Genomic DNA, 20779 nt, shown 5'->3' on the forward strand with positions numbered 1-20779 from the left:
TACAATTCAAAGATTTTACTTTATACTTATGTAACATTCTATCTACCTAATAACTTTTTGGTCATACACAAAGCTTTCCATCCTTTACTAGCATGAATTTCATTAATATATTGTTCCTTATTTTTTAATTGTTCTTCTTTATTCTTTAGTTGTTCTTCTTTATTCCTTAGTTGTTCTTCTTTATTCCTTAATTGTTCTTCCATAATGCTTATTTGCTCTTTTAATTCATGTATTTCTTCTACTTCTTTTGTTAGCCCTTCAATTTTATAATACTCATGTTTTAATTGATCTTCTTTTTCTTGCAAAAGGCTATATAATCTCACTACAATTTCTTTAGATATCATTTGTACTTCTAGTTGAACCTCTATCCTACTTGTGTTTAATTTTATATCAGATAATACTATCTGCGGGTCATCAGTTGAAAACAATATGAATTTTTCTCTTAAACTTAATCCATTTGTAATTGCATCTAAAGAATAATAATTTTCATTGTATCCTAATATACTATCAATATTTACTATACACACATAATTAGAAGGATCAATTCTAATTTGCTTTGTATTAGATGCTAATGGAATTTCAATTTTCACTTTATTATTAGAATCTATCTCTGGAATAAACTTATATGATTGAGATTCAGTAAATCCATTGCCATAATCATAAAATACTTGCATAGTTTTTTTATAGGAATTTTTTCGCTCTCGTTCAATAACATTTTGAACATTGATATTCATTTCTGCGATTGTAGTATATAAATCTCTTGTTGGAATTAAGGTTCCCAAAACGTAAGATTGAAAGTTCCTTTCCATAATGTCATATTGTACTATTTCGTCATCCGTAATCCCCATTAATTTATACAACCCTAGATTTATTACTTCGTGGCGTTTAGCTGAACCGTACATATAGTAATGTAGAGCCCTATAAATAATAAAATTAAAAGGTATAGAAAAATTAAAAGACCACTCATAATCTATAATATTCCACTTTTCCCCTACTATAATATTACTAAAAACTAAATCAATATCATTGATATCACCAGCTCTTAATGATGATGGTAAATTAACATCTCCAAATATCTTTATGAAATCCTTTGTTTTTTTAAATTTTCCTGTTCCAATTCCAGTCTCTATAGTAGATACATATTCCTGTATTTTATTTACTAATTCATTATATCTTTTCTTCTTCAATAGTTCATCTAATTCTTCTTCTAGCGTACTACCCTCTATATATTCAAATTCTACTCCATCATCTATTCTGTGGCACTTATTTATACATATCTTTGATCCTTTATACGCTTCTGATAATAATTTATAATTTTCATAAATACCATCAATATGAGTATCAGCTTCTTGCGTAAGTGCTTTCTTACGAACAAATCTATTTTCTAAGTCCTCTACAATATCAGTTCTAATTTTAAATTTGTCAGCCCTATCATTAGAATACTTAGAGTATATAACATTCTTCACGTATTAATTCCTCCCTTTTTCCAAAACTACTAAGTATGAATTCGAATATATAGGAAATAGATTTTCTTTTATAATCATATCGTACACTCTAGTTTCATCAAATGTAATAATACGTTCTCTATCAAAATTCCTCATGTTATTATTAAGTTCACCTTTTTTAGGCAAATACTTATCTGAGTAGATAGTTGTTGGTAATTTATAATCTGGATATGGATAATAAAACTTATAATTAAAGAATCCACTATTCTTTATAATTTCCTCTAATTCTTTTTTAGAAAATGTTTTTACTCCGTTTGTAATTGGGTAATCTTCTATACTTTCAAAGTACTTCCCTACATGGTCCTCTTGACAACCAGCCCAATATTTTAGACCTAATTTATTTTCTATAGCAATTATAATTTTTCCGTTTTCATTTAAGTGTTTACCTATTATAGTTAAAAAGTTTTCATAAGGTTTTTCAGTAGAAATATACTTTTCTCCATATTCAAATACACCTATAAGTGTTATATAGTCGTATTTTTCTACAATATCTTTTTCACTCTCCTCAAAATTGCCTAACCAAATTTCTATATTATCTTTTTCCTTATTCCTATAGGCGTTAATAAGGCTTCTTTTTTCAGATAGTTCAATGCATGTAACTTTTTTAGCTTTACTTGCTAAAGTTCCAGTAATCGCTCCACATCCAGAACCTATTTCTAATATAGTATCTTGCTTTGTAATAGGTAACCATTCTACTATATTAGCTCTCAAATGAGATAAATGATACATTATCGCCCACTTATTACTTTGAGCAATTATCTTATTATATTCCTTTTCCTCGTGATTTTTAACAATTCCCAAAAGTTCATCTTCAACTTCACCATCACTGTATAAATCAACACCTGAGTAATGCTTATAATTCAAAGTTAAGTTTCCAATTTTCTCATTCATAGTATGCCTTCCTTAATTCTACTTTATTTTTACTTCTGAATTCATATCATAGTAGCCAATCGAATTTTTATGTGAAACTACAGTGATATTGCATACATCATAAAGTCTATGATATACGGTAAAATCCCCATCTCTATAGCCAGTGCATCCTAAGGATAAAAGATATTGTCCACCCTGTATATTCATATTTTGCGTAAAACTTATCTCTTTTATGTCTCCCTGCTCTATAACTGAAATATCTTCTTTCTCTATCATTGTATTAGTTCCTGTAATTTCTGTACCCTTTAAATCTTTAATCGTGAATGCAAAAATAGGATTTTGAATTTTTTTATTAAATAAGACTTTCATTTTGATCATAAATATAGTTCCTTTGGTTATATTATTTGTTATAATACCTGTATTATCAACGATACCAAAGTCTATTATCTCCGCAAATTTATTCCCATACTCTAGTGTATCGGGATTAACTGTCAATGACCTTTTCCATTGACCTTTTTCGATATATTTATTTTGCGAAATATGATTTATATCATAACTATCATCCTGCTGATTCACCAACACTTTTTTATACATATCAATAGATTCCTTGGGATTTCCTTCACAAATTTTTCTTCCTCTATTTAGCAAAATTACCCTATCACAATACTTACTAATGCTTCCCAAATCATGGCTTACAAATAAAATTGTTTTTCCTTCTGATTTAAATTCCTCAAATTTCCTATAACATTTATTTTGAAAGAAAACATCCCCTACTGAAAGTGCTTCATCAACGATTAAGATCTCAGGCTCAATATTAATAGCTACTGCAAAAGCTAATCTAACAAACATACCACTAGAGTAAGTTTTTACAGGTTGATTAATAAATCCACCTATATCTGCAAATTCAATAATATTATTCACTTTTCTATCGATTTCTTCCTTTGTGAACCCCATCATAGTTCCATTAAGATAAATATTTTGAATTCCAGTATATTCTTGATTAAAACCCGCTCCCAATTCTAGTAAAGCCGATATTCTTCCATTTACTTCAACCCTCCCAAGTGTTGGATTTAATACCCCTGTAATAATTTTTAATATCGTAGACTTTCCTGAGCCATTAGTACCAATAATACCCAGAGTTTCTCCTTTTTTTATTTCGAAATTTATATCATTTAATGCATAATGTTCATGATATAAAACCTTCCTTGTAAAAAAAAGAGACTCTTTTAATCTATCTATTGGCTTATCATACAACTTATATATTTTACTTAAGTGTTCCACGTTTATGGCTATATCATTCATTTAAAATCTCTCCTATAATACATCTGCAAAATGAGGCTTTAATTTTTTAAACACAACTGCTCCAATTGCAAATACTCCTAATGTTACTACCCAAAAATATATTGTTTGAAAATACCTTTCATAAAACCAAACATGATTTATAAATGTATCTCTATATCCTTCAACTATGTAATACATAGGACTTAATTTTAATATCCACTGATATTGTTGAGGTACCATTGTATAACTCCACATTATTGGTGTTAACCACATTCCTACTTGTAAGAATATATTTATTATTTGTCCAAGATCTTTAAAGAATATTACTATTGCTGATGTAGCATATGATATTCCAAGTACAATACAAAATGTACAGAATGAGTAATATATCAATTGCGTTGTATATAGAGATGGATAAAATCTATATATCGCTGCAACAAAAAACAAGAATACTATAAACACTAAATGTACAAATAGTGCTGATAATATTTTTACTATTGGCAGTATACTAATCTTAAAAACAACCTTCTTAACCAAATAAGTATACTCTAACATACAATTTGTAGCATTTAAAAGCGCTTCCTGAAAGAAGAACCATGGTACGAGACCTGACATAAACCATACTATAAATGGTACTCCTTTAATAGGAGAACCTGATTTCAATCCATATTCGAAAACGAACCAATAAACCAATATAGTTACTATTGGCTGAATAAATGCCCAAATTATTCCTAAGTATGATCCCGCATACTTAGTTTTAAAATCATTTTTTGATAAACTCCATATTAATGTCTTGTTATTTTTTAATTCTTGGATTAATATCAAAACACTTCTTGATTTTCTTAAGACAATCGCTGCTAATATATCTATTAAAATACAACTTCCTAATTTAATTGCATTATTTATGGAATCCTCATATTCAATAAGACCGGATATTAAAGTTGAATCCATTTTATATACTACATATGGATCATTACCTATAGTCTCTATATTTAAAGAATTGTTTATTTCTTGCACTTCTCCAATTTGATTTTCGTTATTCTCATTTAATATTTCATTCAAATCTATATTTATACTTTTTCCCCAGCATGACAACTTAATCTCTGATACATTTATATTTGCTGGGTGTTCACCAAAATCAAATCTTAAATTTGTTATATCTTTTGGAATTGAAAATTTGAGTGTTTCTTGTCTATTTATATTTGTATAACTATTTCTTTGCGACTGTTCTTCACTCCATAGCATGTCAGTTCCATAAAATACTTGATAGCTATCTTGTTCATTCGATACTATTTTATAACTTAATGTTATATTTTTATCATCTATGTTACAAAATTTAAATATTAATATATTTGTTATAAAAATTAATGATACTAATATTGTTAATTTAATAAACTTTCTCTTATTCATATTATATATTTCCTCTTATTTCAATTCTATTAAGTATCTATCCAATGCGTTTTCCCAATTAGGTAATAACCCGAAACCATTATCCACAAGACTTTTCTTTGAAAGCCTTGAATTAAAAGGTCTTTGTGCTTTTGCTGGATATTCACTTGTAGGAATAGGATTTACTTTACAACTTAGTCCAGCTTCTTTCATAATTTCCCCAGCAAATTCAGCCCAAGAGCAAAATCCTTCATTAGTAGCATGGTACACGCCATACTTCTCTGAAACTGCCATATCACATAAAAGTGGTGCTAAATCTGCTGTATATGTTGGGCTTCCTATTTGATCACAAACAACATTTAAACTTTCTTTTTCACTTCCTAATCTAAGCATTGTTTTAATGAAGTTATTTCCATTAACTCCAAACACCCACGAAATTCTAACAATAAAGTACTTATCTAAAACTTCCTTAACCTTTAATTCACCTTCATATTTAGTCTTTCCGTAAACTGAATGCGGTTCAATTTTATCCTCAACTTCAAACGGAGTATTTCCTTTCCCATCAAATACATAATCAGTAGATATGTAAATCATCTTAGCGCCTATTTCCTTACAAGCCTTTGCTATATTCTCTGTACCATATACATTTACTTTAGCGCAGACTTCTTCCTCATCCTCCGCTCTATCAACAGCTGTATAAGCTGCGCAATGTATAACACAATCAGGTTTTAATTTTCCAATGCAATCCTTAACTGCATTCTTATCTGTAATATCTAATTCTGCTCTATCAATTCCTAGGCATTCAATATTTCTTCTATTTAATTCTTTAACTACATCATAACCTAATTGACCGTTTACTCCTGTAACTAAAATCATATATATACGCTCCTTTATAATATCCCCTTTTTAGTTAGTCTAATTATATACTTAAAAACAAATTCAGGCATAATAGGTAGAAATATTTCTAACACAATTGATGCTTTGTAATATTTACTATATTTTATAATAATCTTCAATTCTTTTAATGAAGGCTTCAAGAAATAGCTTCTTCTAGCCCTGAGAGATGTTATGCAATAATTTAGATGCCCTTGCAACTCTCCAATATATCCCAATCTGTTTTTTAATGAAATATACCTTTCCAAAACATCTTCGATTTTAAATTTACAGTAAGTATTTTTATCGTATATTCCTTTTAAAATACCAGTTTGATTTGAATTATGTTGTCTATATCTAACTAATGGTTTATTAACAAACTCTATTTTTCCATTTATTGATGCTATAATTGCAATCCAATTATCATGGACCAATGAATCAACAAATGGTATTGCTTTCTTAGCAATATTGCTTCTTACAATCATTGCACAACCTGTAACAAAATTTCTTTCTAACAAACCCTCGGTCAAATCATATCCTGATTTATATATTATTCTTTTTCTAATTTCAGTTATACTATTTGCTGTTTTCGTTCCATTTTCATCAATTATCGAAAGATCGCTGCATACTAAAGTTACATCATCTTCCTTAAATTCATCCATAATTATAGATATCTTATCTTTTTCCCAAATATCATCTTGGTCACAATATGCAAAAAACTCTCCATTCCCAATTTTCGTAAGTTCCTCAAAAGCTTTATTAGAGCCTTCATTTGTCTTTCCTCTTATAACTGTGTAATTAAAATTTGTTATGCACTTCTTTAAAAAATCTTCACTTGTTGGAAAATCAGGACAATCATCATAAACAAATAGCTCTAGATTATTATAAGTTTGCTCGTTTAATGAAATCAACTGTTCTATAAACCAGTTTTCATTTGGTTTATAGACAGCTAGTAATATAGATACTAATGGCTTATCTACTTCCATACATCTTGTCATAGTAATTCTGATATTCTCCACTAATAATATTTTCCCACCAAGCTTTATTATCTAAATACCATTCGATAGTCTTTTTGATGCCTTCATCAAAAGTTGTTGTTGGAAGCCATCCAAGCTCATTATGAATCTTTGCAGGATCTATTGCATAACGCATATCATGCCCTTTACGATCTGTTACATATTTTATTAATGTTTCTGGTTTTCCAAGTTCATGAAGTACAGTTTTTACTACTTGTAAATTTGTACGTTCATTATGTCCACCAATATTATATACTTCTCCAACTTTTCCTTCATGAATAATTAGATCAATTGCTCTGCAATGATCTTCAACATAGAGCCAATCACGTACATTTTCTCCAGTTCCATATACAGGCAATTCCTTATCATTTAACGCATTTGCTATCATAAGCGGAATTAACTTTTCTGGAAAATGATATGGCCCATAGTTATTTGAGCATCTTGAAATTGTAACTGGTAGTTCATAAGTTCTATGATATGCACCCACTAAAAGATCCGCAGACGCTTTACTTGATGAATACGGACTTGAAGTGTGTATAGGAGTTTCCTCTGTAAAGAAAAGATCTGGTCTATCAATAGGTAAATCTCCATAAACTTCATCTGTTGATACTTGATGGTATCTCTTTATTCCATATTTTCTACAAGCATCCATAAGAACAGCCGTACCAATAATATTTGTTTTTAAAAATATTTCTGGATTTTCAATTGAACGATCCACGTGACTTTCAGCTGCAAAATTAACTACCATGTCAGGATGTTCTTTTTCAAACATGTCATATACTGCATCTCTATCAGCTATATCTATTTTATAAAGGCTAAAATTAGAATTATCCTTAACTGATACGAGTGTTTCCATATTTCCAGCATAAGTTAACGCATCTACGCAGATAATTTTATAATCTTTATATTTATTAAGCATATAGTGAACAAAGTTACCACCTATAAACCCTGCTCCACCTGTTACAACTATTTTCATTTTTCACACTCCGTTTTCAATGTACAATTAAAAATTGACAATCGACAATTTAGGATTAAATCCCATTGAACTTCTTAAATTTAATTCTTCAGAAAGACTACAAACTTTTCATCCTTCATTGCCAATTGTACATTGTCAACTGTCAATTCTTTAAGTCCATTATTATTATTTATTATATATAAATGTACAATCGCTATCTTTAAGTAATGGTGCTTTTTTATCTTTTTCAGAAAGGATAGGATTTTCTATTCCCCATTCAACACCAATTTCAGGATCATCAAATTTTATACTTCTATCACTTTCGTAATTATAATAATTATCAGTTTTATAAACAAACTCAACATCATCAGTTAATGTTAAAAATCCATGTCCAAAGCCTCTAGGTATAAATAATTGTTTTTTATTTTCTGCTGAAAGTTCCACAGCTACCCATTCCTTATATGTAGGTGATCCTTTTCTTAAATCTACAGCTACATCTAAGACAGCTCCTTTTACACATCTCACTAACTTAGCTTGAGCATTTTCACCATTTTGAAAATGAATTCCTCTAAGTATTCCTTTTCCCTTAGAATATGATTGATTATCTTGGCAAAAGTCACAAGCAATTTCTGGTGTTTTTATTCTAGAGTAAGTTTCCATAAACCATCCTCTTTCATCTCCAAAAACTTGTGGTTCTACTATGTAAACACCTTCTAATTTAGTTTTTATCAAATTCATTATAGATACCTCTCTTTGATTCATTATTTAGAAATTAATAAATAACTTTCCCTTCAGCAACATTTTTTAAATGTTGTCCATAAGGACTCTTTCCATATTGCTCTGCGCTTTCAAGTAATGTTTTCTTATCTATCCAGCCATTCTTATAAGAAATCTCTTCCAAACAAGCTATCTTAAGACCATGCCTAGTTTCAATTACTTTTACATATTCTGAAGCTTCTGTTAAACTATCTACTGTTCCAGTGTCAAGCCATCCATATCCTCTTCCAAGTGTTATTACATCTAAGTTTCCTTGTTCAAGGTAAATTTTATTTAAATCTGTAATCTCTAATTCTCCTCTTTGGGATGGCTTTAGCCTCTTAGCGTATTCACATACTTTATTATCATAAAAATAAAGCCCTGTTACAGCATAATTAGATTTTGGATTCTCTGGTTTCTCTTCCAACGATACAGCTTTTCCATTAACATCAAATTCTACTACTCCAAAACGTTCTGGATCATCTACATAGTATCCAAAAACTGTTGCACGGCCTTTATTTTCTACTGCTTTTTTCAAATGATTTTTAAGTCCATTTCCGTGAAATATATTATCTCCAAGAATCATTGCACAATTATCATTTCCTATAAATTCTTCTCCCAAAATAAATGCTTGAGCTAGTCCATCTGGAGAGGGCTGCACTTTATAAGATAAATTTATTCCATATCTAGATCCATCACCTAGTAACTTTTCAAAATTAGGTAGATCATTAGGTGTTGAAATTATTAATATATCCTTGATTCCTGCTAACATTAAGGTTGATAATGGATAATAAATCATAGGCTTATCATATACTGGCAATAGTTGTTTTGAAGTTACCATAGTCAGTGGATAAAGCCTTGTCCCACTTCCACCCGCAAGTATTATACCTTTTGTCAAAATAATCACTTCTTCCTATATACTTTTACTTACTAAAATTTCAATATATCGCAATTCTATAGAATTTTGATTATCTAAAATATTGTTCAATCATTCTAGATAAATGTGCTTAACTAAACACTTAAAAATTTTCAAGCCTCTTATTAATAGAAAAGACTTTAAATTTGAAATATATGCACTTTATTCAACTTCTATACTAAATTTTATCATATTATAAAGAATAAATAAATGACTACTCCTATAATTATACATTGGTAGTTAGTCCAATTTATTGAAACCCTTTATTTATTGCAAACTTTTATGTAAAATGATATTATACACCTAAAATATGTATATGTTTTTTTGTTATTTAGTAAATATTTAGACATTTAAAACACAATGACACGATAATGAAGCAGTTTAAATTTGAACTATAAAGGATGATATAGATGATAAAGGAAAATCAAAACCTATTGAATAAATTTAATGCTATTTCAGATATTATAATTTTATTTATTTCAATTACACTAGCATACTTAATTCGTTTTTATATTTTTTCACCTGACACTTATTACATAACTTTAACTACATACATTGAATTTTCTGTTATAATAATTCCAATAAATCTAATTTTGTTTAATTTTTTTAACCTCTATCACTCTTTTAGAACAAGATCGTTTGTAAAAGAATGTAGCGCAATAATTAAGTCCAACACAATTCTTACTGCTGTTCTTCTATCATTGTTATTTGTTCTAAAATTGGTACACATTTCAAGGTTAGTTATTATCATTTTTTATTTTGTGAATATTATGTTAATAATGGCCAAAAGACTGATTTTAAGAAAAATATTATCAAGAATGAGAACTAAAGGGTTAAATTTAAAACATGTAGTAATTGTTGGTGCCGGAGAGGTTGCAAATGAATACTTAGACGTTCTTAAAAATAATAAAAGCTTTGGATATAATTATTCTGGATATGTATCAGATGTTTCTAATTTCCAGGGCAGAAAGCTTGGAAACTATTCTGATTTATATAATGTTTTAAATGAATATAAACCTGATGAAGTTGTTTGTGCTCTTGATCTATCAGATGCAAAATATTTAGAAAATATAGTTTCAGATTGCGAAAAAAGTGGTACAAAAATTTCCATAATACCATTTTGCTATAAATATATTCCAAGCCAACCATATATTGACCAACTCGGAAGCATTCCTCTAATTAATATAAGAAGAATTCCATTAGATAACTTAGGAAATGCCTTTATAAAAAGATCCTTAGACATACTAGGTTCACTTTTTTTAATATTATGTACAAGTCCTATAATGATTATCACTGCTGTGATTATTAAATTCACTTCAAATGGTCCTATAATATTTAAGCAAAAACGTGTTGGATTAAACAAAAATTTATTTGTTATGTATAAATTTAGGTCCATGAAAATTAATTCACAAGAGGAAACAGGCTGGAGTACCGATAATGATCCTAGAAAAACTAAATTTGGTTCCTTTATTCGTAAATTTTCCATAGATGAATTACCTCAATTCTTTAATGTATTAAAAGGTGATATGAGCTTAGTAGGTCCTAGACCTGAGCTCCCACATTTTGTTGAAAACTTTAAAAATGAAATTCCTCTTTACATGGTAAAACATCAAGTAAAACCTGGAATAACTGGATTAGCCCAGGTAAATGGCTATAGAGGTGATACTTCTATAAAAAAAAGAATTGAATTTGATATTCACTATATAGAAAACTGGAATATCTTAATGGATATCAGTATATTGTTTAAAACTGCCTTCAAAGGGTTTAAAAATAATGAAAAAATCAGGATAAATAGCACTAAGTCGACAAATAATGAAGTTAATTTATAACGAAACTTCAATTTCTATTTATTCTTATCAGGAATTTTTATGTACTTAACAAAAACTATCAAGGGAGAAAAAAACGTGAAATTATCTATTATCATTGTAAACTACAATACCTATGATCTCACTAAACAAACAATAGAGTCCGTAATTAAAGAACATCATAACTTTAATTATGAAGTCATACTTGTAGATAATGCATCTAGCGATGGTAGCATCAATAAATTGCAAGATAAATTCAGAAATATCTTAACAACAAAAAAACTCCATATAATCATAAATAAAGATAATTTAGGCTTTGCAAAAGCAAATAATATAGGAATTAAATTTGCTAGAGGAAAATATATACTATTATTAAATTCTGACACTGTGCTTAAAGAAAATTGTTTAGAAAAATGTATAGCCAAAATGGAAAAAGATAAAAACATTGGTGCATTAGGTTGTAAAGTAGTTTTAGCCAATGGTGAGCTAGATCATGCTTGCAAACGTGGTTTTCCAACTCCTAAAGCCTCTTTATATTATTTTTTGAAACTACATGAAAAAAATCCATCAAAGTATGGACAATATAATGCACTTCATCTAAGGGAAGATGATATTGGAGAAGTTGATTGCCTTACTGGAGCATTTATGCTTATGCCAAAACTTATTTTTTACAAAGTAGGTGGCCTTGATGAAGATTTTTTTATGTATGGTGAAGATATAGATTTGTGCTATAAAATTAAAGAATTGGGATATAAGATACTCTACTACCCCGAAGCACAAATCATCCATTATAAAGGTGGCAGTTCTAAAAAGAAAAGATCTAAAGTCATATATGATTTTCATCAAGCAATGTGGATTTTTTACAAAAAACATTATTATAAAAAGTACAATTTTGCTGTAACATTTCTTGTATTTATAGGAATTTGGTTGAAATACTTAGTTCAAATCATAAAGAATTCTTTTAAATAAAGTCAGCATTATTATAAATTCTAAAAATAAAGTACTTTAGATATGGTACTTTATTTTTTAGAACAAAATCGTTTTTACTCTGTCATTCAATTCTTACGCGAATTTATAGATATATGCATACATTGCAATAGCTTATTCTCAATGCTATAATATTACATATTAACATTTGTAAATTACAAAAATAAAAATATTAGGATGTGTAGAAAATGACAAATTCCAGAAACAATTCTAATGAAAAGTCTTTTAACTTTTTTTTGCCTATTGCATTTATATTAAGTATTGTACCTTTAATTGTAAGAATGGCAGCGGTTAAACTTGATGAAAATCTAATTAAGATATGGGGAACAACAGTTAAAACAGATTTATTTTCACAAAGAAAAGCTCTTCTTTTAATAATATTTTCCGTTATATTAATTATCACTTGCGTTATTTTCTTCAAGAAAATATTTAGTAGAAAAGATAAGTTGGTTAATTATATTTTAATCGCATGTGGTGTATTTACACTTTTCACGTTTTTATCTGCAATATTTTCAAAATATAAACAAGTATCCTTTTGGGGAATGTTTGATAGAGCTGAAGGATTTATAATAATTGCGTGTTACATAGTACTTTTTTTATACTCACTCTATACTTTTAAAACTACTAATAATTATAAGTATATTATTACTCCACTTTTAATTTTAGTATTTATTAATGCCTTTTTAGGCCTTTTCCAATATATTGGACAAGATCTAATTAAAACTTCTTTAGGTGCTTCTATTGCAGGTGCTAGTTCCAATTCAGGTATAGATTTACTTAATGAAAAAGGAACTATTTATGGTACTTTGGCTAGTTATAATTACATGGGAAGTTTTGTATCAATTGCTCTACCTATTTTATTTTGCTATACAATTTTCGAAGATGAAGTTATGTACAAAATTCTATCATTTATTGGTACTCTTCTTTCATTTTGGCTCTTATTTGGAAGTACTGCACGTTCAGGGATTATTGGTGTATTAGGTGCTTTAATATTTGGTATTATAATATTCTATAAACCTCTTATTAAACGTTGGAAAGGTATCTTGATTGGTGTTATTACCTTAATTATATTGTTTGTTGGCGCAAACTTCGCATCTAAAGGAAGTCTTTTCAAAAGAATCCCTAGCTTAGCATCGGATGCTTTCAGTATTTTTAAAGATACTAGTGATTTAGATTATACAAATTATACTCCTGTGAAAGATATTAAGTATATAGACTCAACGACAGAAGTTGTACTACCTAATGATACTTTAAAAATAACTTACGAAAGTGGTAATCCTGTATTTAAAAATTCAAATGGTGAAGTTGTTCCATATGCTTTAAATGGCAAAGTATTATCAACAAATATTGAAACTTTTAAAAATATCACATTTGCTTTTGGAAAGCTTGATAAGAAGTCAGTTATCAGTGACTCACTTCTCTTAAATATAAACAATCAACCAACTTTCCTATTTAAGTTAAATGACAACAAAATATTTCACTTAATAGATATGAGCACAAAGAATTATATTGATTTACAAACTCCCGAAACCTTTGGATTTAAAGGTAAAGAAAAATTAGGATCTTCTAGAGGTTACATTTGGTCTAGATCTCTTCCTCTCATAAAAAATACTATGATACTTGGAACTGGTCCTGACACTTTTGTGTTTGACTTTCCACAAGGTGATTTAATAGGTAAATATTATGCTTATGATACTCCAAATATAGTTGTAGATAAGGCTCATAATCTTTATTTGCAAATAGCAATAAATTATGGTGTAATTGCATTAGTTGGATTTATAGCAATGCTTCTTATTTACATTATTGATAGCATAAAGCTTTATGCTCTTAAAAACAACTTTGAAGATAGAAATCAAGCTTTAGGCGCTATTACTTGCCTAGGTATTATAGGATATTTATTTGCTGGGATATTTAACGATTCAGTTGTAGGTGTAGCTCCAATATTTTGGATAATTTTCGGGGTTGGTATTGCAATTAACTTTATGAATAGGGAAAATCTTCGTAAGAAAAGTAATAAATAATAATTGTATCTTAATAAATTAATATTAAATAACCAAGAAGTAATCTGTATTCCCTCTTGGTTATTTTTTCATCTTATTTGAGAATAGTACTTAAATAAAAGAAACATATTTCTATCATTATTCGCTTTAGAGATAAATTATTGAATGCAAATTATATATAGTAGATGTAATTCTCCCAGCAAATAATACTTTAAAGAGAATATATTAAAATGTATCTTACCAATACTCGATCACTATTTACAAAATCATTAATACAGTCTTTTTTCATAAATTAAAACCCTTAGCTCCTAAGGCATAAGAAATTTATCAATTGAATTTAATGAAAATAACACACAACTTCACCCATTCTCTAATTTACAGCATTAGTTATTAACTTAAAGCTGATAGGTTCCATCATACTACGGCGTTTGTATTATAACCTTATGCAATCATACTCACCATAGCTTATTAGATATTAAAATACTCGCTTGCCAATAGAATTACATAAAAATACAAAAATACTAACAATAAAGAAAGGATAAAAAACTTAATAAGAACATTTATATAAAATAAACTAACACAAATGATTGCAATAAAATTTTATTATTACGAAATAATAAATATTATTGATAGGAAATCTAAGAATGGTTTTATAACTTGAAAGTAAAGCTAAAAATGGTTCTCGTATAATTCACTACTAAGGCCTATTAATTTATTCAAGTTAACTATAATATAGTTGGATTTCTTAAATAAATTACCCGATAATAGCGACTCTGGATTTACAACGTTGCAAACAAGGCTGATACTAATATAAATATAGACAAAATATATATCCTAATTCTAAAACTCTAAAGAAGCTATTTTAATATATCTAGATGGTGATTCATGCACACACAATATAAGTGAATTAAATTATCTATTCTCTAAACAGGAATTCCCCCTATTTGTTATCATATCTTACTTTGTGTTTATTGTCATAAAATCCTTTTATTCTATCTAATATGTCTCAATTAATTTTCTACTTTCTAACCTTAATTGAGACTTAACCCATTAGAGTTTCAAATGTGAATTCATTATATAATATATGTTATTGATAAAAAAAGAACAAGGCTAAGCCTTGTCCTTTTCTATTCGTCTAATAAGTTCAGATTAAAAACTATTTAACCCAAGCTCCATTAGCTCCTACATAGTATCCATCAGGAGTTGTTGTGTTAGCTAACATAGCGCCTGATCCATTTAAGTAGTACCAAGTTCCGTTGTCATTTAACCAACCAGTTTGCATAGCACCTGATCCGTTTAAGTAGTACCAAGTTGCTCCATCTTGAACCCAACCTGTAGCCATTGTACCATCAGCTTTTAAGTAGTACCAAGCACCACCGTCTTGTAACCATCCAGTAGCTTTAGTTCCATCAGCTTTAGTGTAAGTCCAACCTGCTGCAGTTTGAGTCCAACCTGCTGTAGTTACAGGAGTTGTTGTTTCTCCACCATTGTTCTCGTCAGCTGATTTTCCTCCGATTAATGAATATACATCATCATCTTCGCTCCAAGCAACCATGTTATCTTTGTCATAAACTGATAATTCATCGAAAGATCCGTCTACTTTGAAAACTTTATCCCAGTCATCAGTACCATCGAATTTATAGATGTATCCGCCATCTAATCTCCAAAGGTTTCCATCAACGTCTGTTTGAACAGCTGATGTTTTATCATCTTGAGCACTTACTTCACAATCTTCTTTAGTTTGGTCTTCTGAATCAGCATAGTAGTAAGAAGACTTTGATTTTAATGTATATGCTCTTGCAAGAACTTTAGCTCCTTCTGAACTTGCTCCAGTATAAGATTTATCTGTAGTATAAGCTACTAATTTAGTACCTACTACAGTATAATGTGCATCAATATCATCTGTAAATAATCCTGCATCATCTAATGTTTCTGCCGAATCATTTGAAAGTGCATAAGTAGTTACAGATTTAGCATATTTAGCTCCATCTACTTCATCAGAGTTTTGTGCTTTTGATATTTTTTGAATAGCTGGGAATGTCACTGATTGCTTAGTTGCACCATATTCAAGTACACCAGTACCTGCAGCTAAACCATTAATTTCACTAATTATAGCATCTCCCTTTGTAACTTTTACAGTTACATTTACAAGTCTATAAATATAATCTTTATCTTGTGTCAACACTTTTACTTGATCAACACTTGCTTTAAGTCCATCATCTGCTCCAGCAGCATCATATTTATCATTTGTATTTTCTATAGTATCTTCTTTAGTTATTTTCTTACCATCTGCAGCAACAGCTGTTGTTTCAACTTTAACTTTTCCTAAATTATAATCAGCATCAATGTAGTTACCTTTTGTATCTGTAAATACATTTAATTTAGAACCTGATCCTTTATTAGCATCTGCATCTGAACTTGCATATGCTGTATAATACCAAGGTTCAGCATATTTTGCTCCTGGAACTATATTTAATTTAGATAAATCTGGAGTATCACCGTCATTTTCATCTTTAATGTCATCTGTAGAATAACCAGTAGTACCATTTTCTACATATCTGTCATCTGTATCATCTTTAATTTTCTTTCTTAAAGCTGATGCAGCGTCATCTGCAGTATCACCCTTAACGTCATCATCAGTTACACTACCTTTATCTAAATCAACAGTGTAGTCTCCATCTGATACATCTAAGTATTTTTCTCCAAATAGATCTGCGTCATCTCCTGAATCAACATCTTCTAATTTGTTGAACTTTCCGTCAGCTACATAGTAAGCTTCTTCATCATCGTTGATTTCACCATCAACATAGAATTTACCGTCTTTGTATGCTACTGCATCGTATACAGTACCGTCTTCTGAATCAATTTTCTTTACGTCTGCAGCATAAGCAGGCACTAAAGCCATAACTGAAGCAGCAGCTACTAATAAAGATGTAATTTTGTTTGCTCTTTTAAACATAATTTCTTTTCCTCCTAAATTTTAAAATTCAGATAAATTATAGCATTATTGTACAACTATGTAAAGTTATATAATAACTACTAATGTATATTCCTGTATAAATTTCTTAGTAATTAAATAAATCACATGTAATTTATTACACATTTACATTAACTATAACATGATACCACATTACATAATGCTTGTACATAAAATGCTATTAACTTTCATAATTTACTGTTCTTCCTAGTATTTACTGTAATATCACTAAATAATACAATGCCAAAATTCACTTTGGGTACTTTTTTTAAAAAATATATAAATATATTTTTTTAGTTAATATTAGAAAATAAATTTATTAAATTCTAAGTTAACTAATATATACAAGTAAAATTGTATTATTGAGCTTTATATAGTTCTATTTTTATAATTTTGATCTACTTGGATATAATTCATTTTAAATGAATACCTTCTATAACTATCCAAATAAACTTTCATTATACAATACAACTATTTAAATTCATTTTGGTACCTTTTTTCTTATAAATTTAATTTTTTCATTATTAATTACATACCGTTTATCCATATAATGTTCAATATTGAGAATTTGAAATATCACAACAGAGAAATTGGATACATATTTGTAAAATAGGCATTTGAAAATAAGCTGCTTAGGTTCTTAATGGGAGATTGTTCCATTCAATGCTTGTCACACTGAAAGTGGGAACATGCAGTAATGGGCACAACCTGCCATTTAGAACCTTTCAGCGAAATTTTCATAGTCCTATGGAACAAATATGTATCCAATTTCGGCTAGAATTCTCACTACGCAACACTATCTACTAATTTAAAATTTTCTTCCTGATTATCTATTATACCAAGCTCCATCTGATCCTAATTTATATTCACCAACTGTTGTGTTATAAGCCATAGATCCATCATTATTTAAATAATAATATTTTCCATTATTTATGTCTTTAATCCATCCAACCTGCATTGTTCCTTGTGAATCTAAGTAGTACCAATTTCCATTTACTAACTGCCACCCTGTTTTTCTAGCTCCATCATCACCTAGATAGTACCAACTTCCATTATTATTCAGCCAACCTGTCGCCATATTCCCATCGGCTTGTACAAAATAGTTTTGCACCCAAGTATTCTTTACTGAGTTACCTGTAGAATCTTTATATTGCCATTTCCCATTAACTTGAACCCATTGACTTGTTTTAACTTCTGCTTGTTCATTGCTTTTAGAATTATTATTTGAATTATCTTTACCTCTAGTAATATTTAAAGTGTATACTCTTTCATTATCATCATCATCTTCAACTTTTATATCTATTACATTCTTCCCTTTATTTAATGATACATCATCCTTAAATTTATCATCTTTATCAACTTTCACTCCATTTATTTTTACCTTATAATCATCATATTTACCGCTATCGCAATCAGGCCTTGCACGTATTGTAATTTTACTTAAATCTTCTGGAACTTGCACATCATAATTATAAACTTTTTTTGAGAAGTCTATATTCCCTCCCATTAACGTAATACTGCTTAAGTATACATTATCTGAATCTTCATCGTCATCATCATTTGATCCAGAATATTTTACTCTAATCTTATATTCATTTACATAAGAATTATCACTATATTTTACTGTTCCCGGATCTCCGTTATATACTCTTACAGTAATAACATTTGTTCCAGATGATAAGTCAACATCCTCTCCAATATCTTTTCCTTCAGTATCTGATGATGTTTTTCCAAATACCCTTATATTATCTGAATCCACCCCATCTGCATCTATATTTATTTCATCTGCCGAAGTCTTTCTAGTATAGTAAGTCTTTCCAGGTTGTACATCATCACTGTCTACCCTATGCTTATCTGTACAATCACTCTCACTATAAAGAGACATATTATCTCCGTTTGAATCTTCTACTGTTAAATTAGTTATTTTATTAGCTGCATAAGCTTTAGTAGTTAGTAGACCCAAATTAGCCACTGGTGCAATTGTACTAACAGTATTTACAGCTAATATTATGGCTATTATTTTTTTCAAATTTTTGTTCATATATTCTCTCTCCTTTTAGGCATATGAAATAAAATAACAAGTTCAAAATACCATGGTTATTTTTTTATTATGCCTTATATAAAATAATACAAAGAACGCCTATTTCATAAGCGTTCTTTATTTTTAACCTGATTAAAATTAAATTTATTTAATCCAAGCCCCATCAGCGCCTAATCTATATACACCAATTTTAGTGTTATAAGCCATAGACCCATCACTATTTAAATAATAATATTTTCCGTTCCTATCTTTTACCCATCCAGTCTGCATTCTTCCTTCTGAATCTAGATAATACCATTTCCCACTTGATTGTTGCCATCCAACTTTCTTAGCTCCATCTGTTCCAAAGTAATACCAGCTTCCATTAAGATTTAACCATCCTGTAACCATATTTCCATCAGAGTTTAAATAATAATTTTGTATCCAACTATTCTTTACTACTTTTCCTTCTGCATCATTATACTGCCATATTCCATTTGTTTGTACCCATTGATTAGCTTTAACATCTTTACTTCCTGTATTTGTATCAGTATTAGTTGAACCATTGTTTGTATTACTTGAAGAAACATTTCCTCTATTTATAATTAAAGTATATACTCTATCTTTATTATTATGTTCAATTTCTACTTTTATGATATTTTGACCTTTTTCCAAGTTAACATTTCTCTTATAATTATCATCATAATCAGCATCTTCACCATCAATAGTAACATCGTAATTATCATTTTCTGGTGTTGCTTTAATTACCACTGTATTTACATTACTATCTACATTATAAGTATACTTAGTTATTGAGTTTGATAAATTTATAGTACTTCCAGCTATGCTAAGTCTCTCCAAATAAATGTCATCAAAATCTGTTTTATCTGAATCATCTTCGTCTATATGTCTTACTTTTACTTCATATGTATTTAGCAGATCATACTCATCGTCATCATGTTCATTATTTCTTACAGTCTCACCATCTAGATCTTTCCCATATACCTTTATAATAAGATCAGTAACGACTGATTTATCTGTTAACTGAATATCATCTCCTACTTCTTTACCTTTAGTAGAATCTGAACTATCTCTAAATACTCTGACAAATCTATCATCTGGCCCGCTTATATCTACACTCACAGTTCTTGAGGAAGTTTTAGCATAATATATTTCATCTTCATGAACGTCTTCTTCTTTAATTCTATTCTTATAATCATTATCATCATAAAGTTTTACATTATTACCATCACTATCATCTAATGATAAGCTATCCAATGTACTCTCATCATTAGTAGTCGAAGCATAAGCCCTTGTAGTTAATAGATTTATCTTCGAAACTGGTGTTGCCGCTGAAATTGTTCCTATAGCTAGTACAATTGCAATCACTCTCTTTATATTTTTATTCATAGTCTATCCCTCCACTTTT

15 protein-coding genes are annotated in these 20779 nt (G+C 29.0%); 3 read left to right on the forward strand and 12 right to left on the reverse strand.

The window, feature by feature from the left end:
- Positions 1 to 38: 38 nt before the first annotated feature.
- The 9 genes from PZA12_RS23050 to rfbA all read right to left on the reverse strand — a co-directional run bounded on the left by PZA12_RS23050 (position 39) and on the right by rfbA (position 9543).
- Positions 39 to 1466 (reverse strand): hypothetical protein, encoded by a 1428-nt coding sequence (locus PZA12_RS23050; RefSeq protein WP_103699039.1) that lies wholly within the window; start codon positions 1464 to 1466, stop codon positions 39 to 41.
- A gap of 3 nt (positions 1467 to 1469) precedes the next feature.
- On the reverse strand, positions 1470 to 2396 hold the full coding sequence (locus PZA12_RS23055; RefSeq protein ID WP_103699038.1) for a class I SAM-dependent methyltransferase: 927 nt from the start codon (positions 2394 to 2396) through the stop codon (positions 1470 to 1472).
- Positions 2397 to 2414: 18 nt separating this feature from the next.
- The gene (locus PZA12_RS23060; RefSeq protein WP_012060903.1) at positions 2415 to 3677 is read right to left on the reverse strand and encodes an ABC transporter ATP-binding protein; all 1263 of its coding nucleotides are present in this window, start codon (positions 3675 to 3677) and stop codon (positions 2415 to 2417) included.
- A gap of 12 nt (positions 3678 to 3689) precedes the next feature.
- Positions 3690 to 5066 (reverse strand): ABC transporter permease, encoded by a 1377-nt coding sequence (locus tag PZA12_RS23065; protein ID WP_103699037.1) that lies wholly within the window; start codon positions 5064 to 5066, stop codon positions 3690 to 3692.
- A 15-nt stretch (positions 5067 to 5081) separates the two neighbouring features.
- On the reverse strand, positions 5082 to 5921 hold the full coding sequence (gene rfbD, locus PZA12_RS23070; protein ID WP_103699036.1) for a dTDP-4-dehydrorhamnose reductase: 840 nt from the start codon (positions 5919 to 5921) through the stop codon (positions 5082 to 5084).
- A gap of 14 nt (positions 5922 to 5935) precedes the next feature.
- Positions 5936 to 6916 (reverse strand): glycosyltransferase family 2 protein, encoded by a 981-nt coding sequence (locus PZA12_RS23075; RefSeq protein WP_242984875.1) that lies wholly within the window; start codon positions 6914 to 6916, stop codon positions 5936 to 5938.
- Complete coding sequence (gene rfbB, locus PZA12_RS23080) at positions 6891 to 7910, reverse strand: dTDP-glucose 4,6-dehydratase (protein ID WP_103699035.1); 1020 nt, start codon at positions 7908 to 7910, stop codon at positions 6891 to 6893. Before rfbB ends, PZA12_RS23075 begins: the two co-directional genes overlap by 26 nt.
- A gap of 165 nt (positions 7911 to 8075) precedes the next feature.
- Complete coding sequence (gene rfbC, locus PZA12_RS23085) at positions 8076 to 8627, reverse strand: dTDP-4-dehydrorhamnose 3,5-epimerase (RefSeq protein ID WP_012060908.1); 552 nt, start codon at positions 8625 to 8627, stop codon at positions 8076 to 8078.
- Between the two features lie 34 nt (positions 8628 to 8661).
- Complete coding sequence (gene rfbA, locus PZA12_RS23090) at positions 8662 to 9543, reverse strand: glucose-1-phosphate thymidylyltransferase RfbA (protein WP_103699034.1); 882 nt, start codon at positions 9541 to 9543, stop codon at positions 8662 to 8664.
- Positions 9544 to 9971: 428 nt separating this feature from the next.
- Here rfbA and PZA12_RS23095 point away from each other — a divergent pair, with 428 nt between their 5' ends.
- The 3 genes from PZA12_RS23095 to PZA12_RS23105 all read left to right on the forward strand — a co-directional run bounded on the left by PZA12_RS23095 (position 9972) and on the right by PZA12_RS23105 (position 14374).
- Positions 9972 to 11390 carry an undecaprenyl-phosphate glucose phosphotransferase gene (locus PZA12_RS23095; RefSeq protein WP_103699033.1) on the forward strand — a complete coding sequence of 473 codons (1419 nt, stop codon included), beginning with the start codon at positions 9972 to 9974 and terminating at the stop codon, positions 11388 to 11390.
- Between the two features lie 75 nt (positions 11391 to 11465).
- On the forward strand, positions 11466 to 12335 hold the full coding sequence (locus PZA12_RS23100) for a glycosyltransferase family 2 protein (protein WP_103699032.1): 870 nt from the start codon (positions 11466 to 11468) through the stop codon (positions 12333 to 12335).
- Between the two features lie 206 nt (positions 12336 to 12541).
- Positions 12542 to 14374: an O-antigen ligase family protein gene (locus PZA12_RS23105; RefSeq protein WP_103699031.1), complete on the forward strand. Its 1833-nt coding sequence runs from the start codon at positions 12542 to 12544 to the stop codon at positions 14372 to 14374.
- 1135 nt (positions 14375 to 15509) lie between these two features.
- On the opposite strand, the gene PZA12_RS23110 is transcribed toward PZA12_RS23105, so the two are convergent.
- The 3 genes from PZA12_RS23110 to PZA12_RS23120 form a co-directional block, all read right to left on the reverse strand.
- Positions 15510 to 17312, reverse strand: a complete 1803-nt coding sequence (locus PZA12_RS23110; protein WP_206490863.1) for an N-acetylmuramoyl-L-alanine amidase family protein — start codon at positions 17310 to 17312, stop codon at positions 15510 to 15512.
- Positions 17313 to 18156: 844 nt separating this feature from the next.
- Complete coding sequence (locus tag PZA12_RS23115; RefSeq protein WP_103699338.1) at positions 18157 to 19371, reverse strand: N-acetylmuramoyl-L-alanine amidase family protein; 1215 nt, start codon at positions 19369 to 19371, stop codon at positions 18157 to 18159.
- Positions 19372 to 19515: 144 nt separating this feature from the next.
- On the reverse strand, positions 19516 to 20760 hold the full coding sequence (locus PZA12_RS23120; RefSeq protein WP_103699337.1) for an N-acetylmuramoyl-L-alanine amidase family protein: 1245 nt from the start codon (positions 20758 to 20760) through the stop codon (positions 19516 to 19518).
- Positions 20761 to 20779: the final 19 nt, after the last annotated feature.

Source organism: Clostridium beijerinckii (assembly GCF_036699995.1).
GTDB classification, from domain to species: Bacteria; Bacillota; Clostridia; order Clostridiales; family Clostridiaceae; genus Clostridium; species Clostridium helianthi.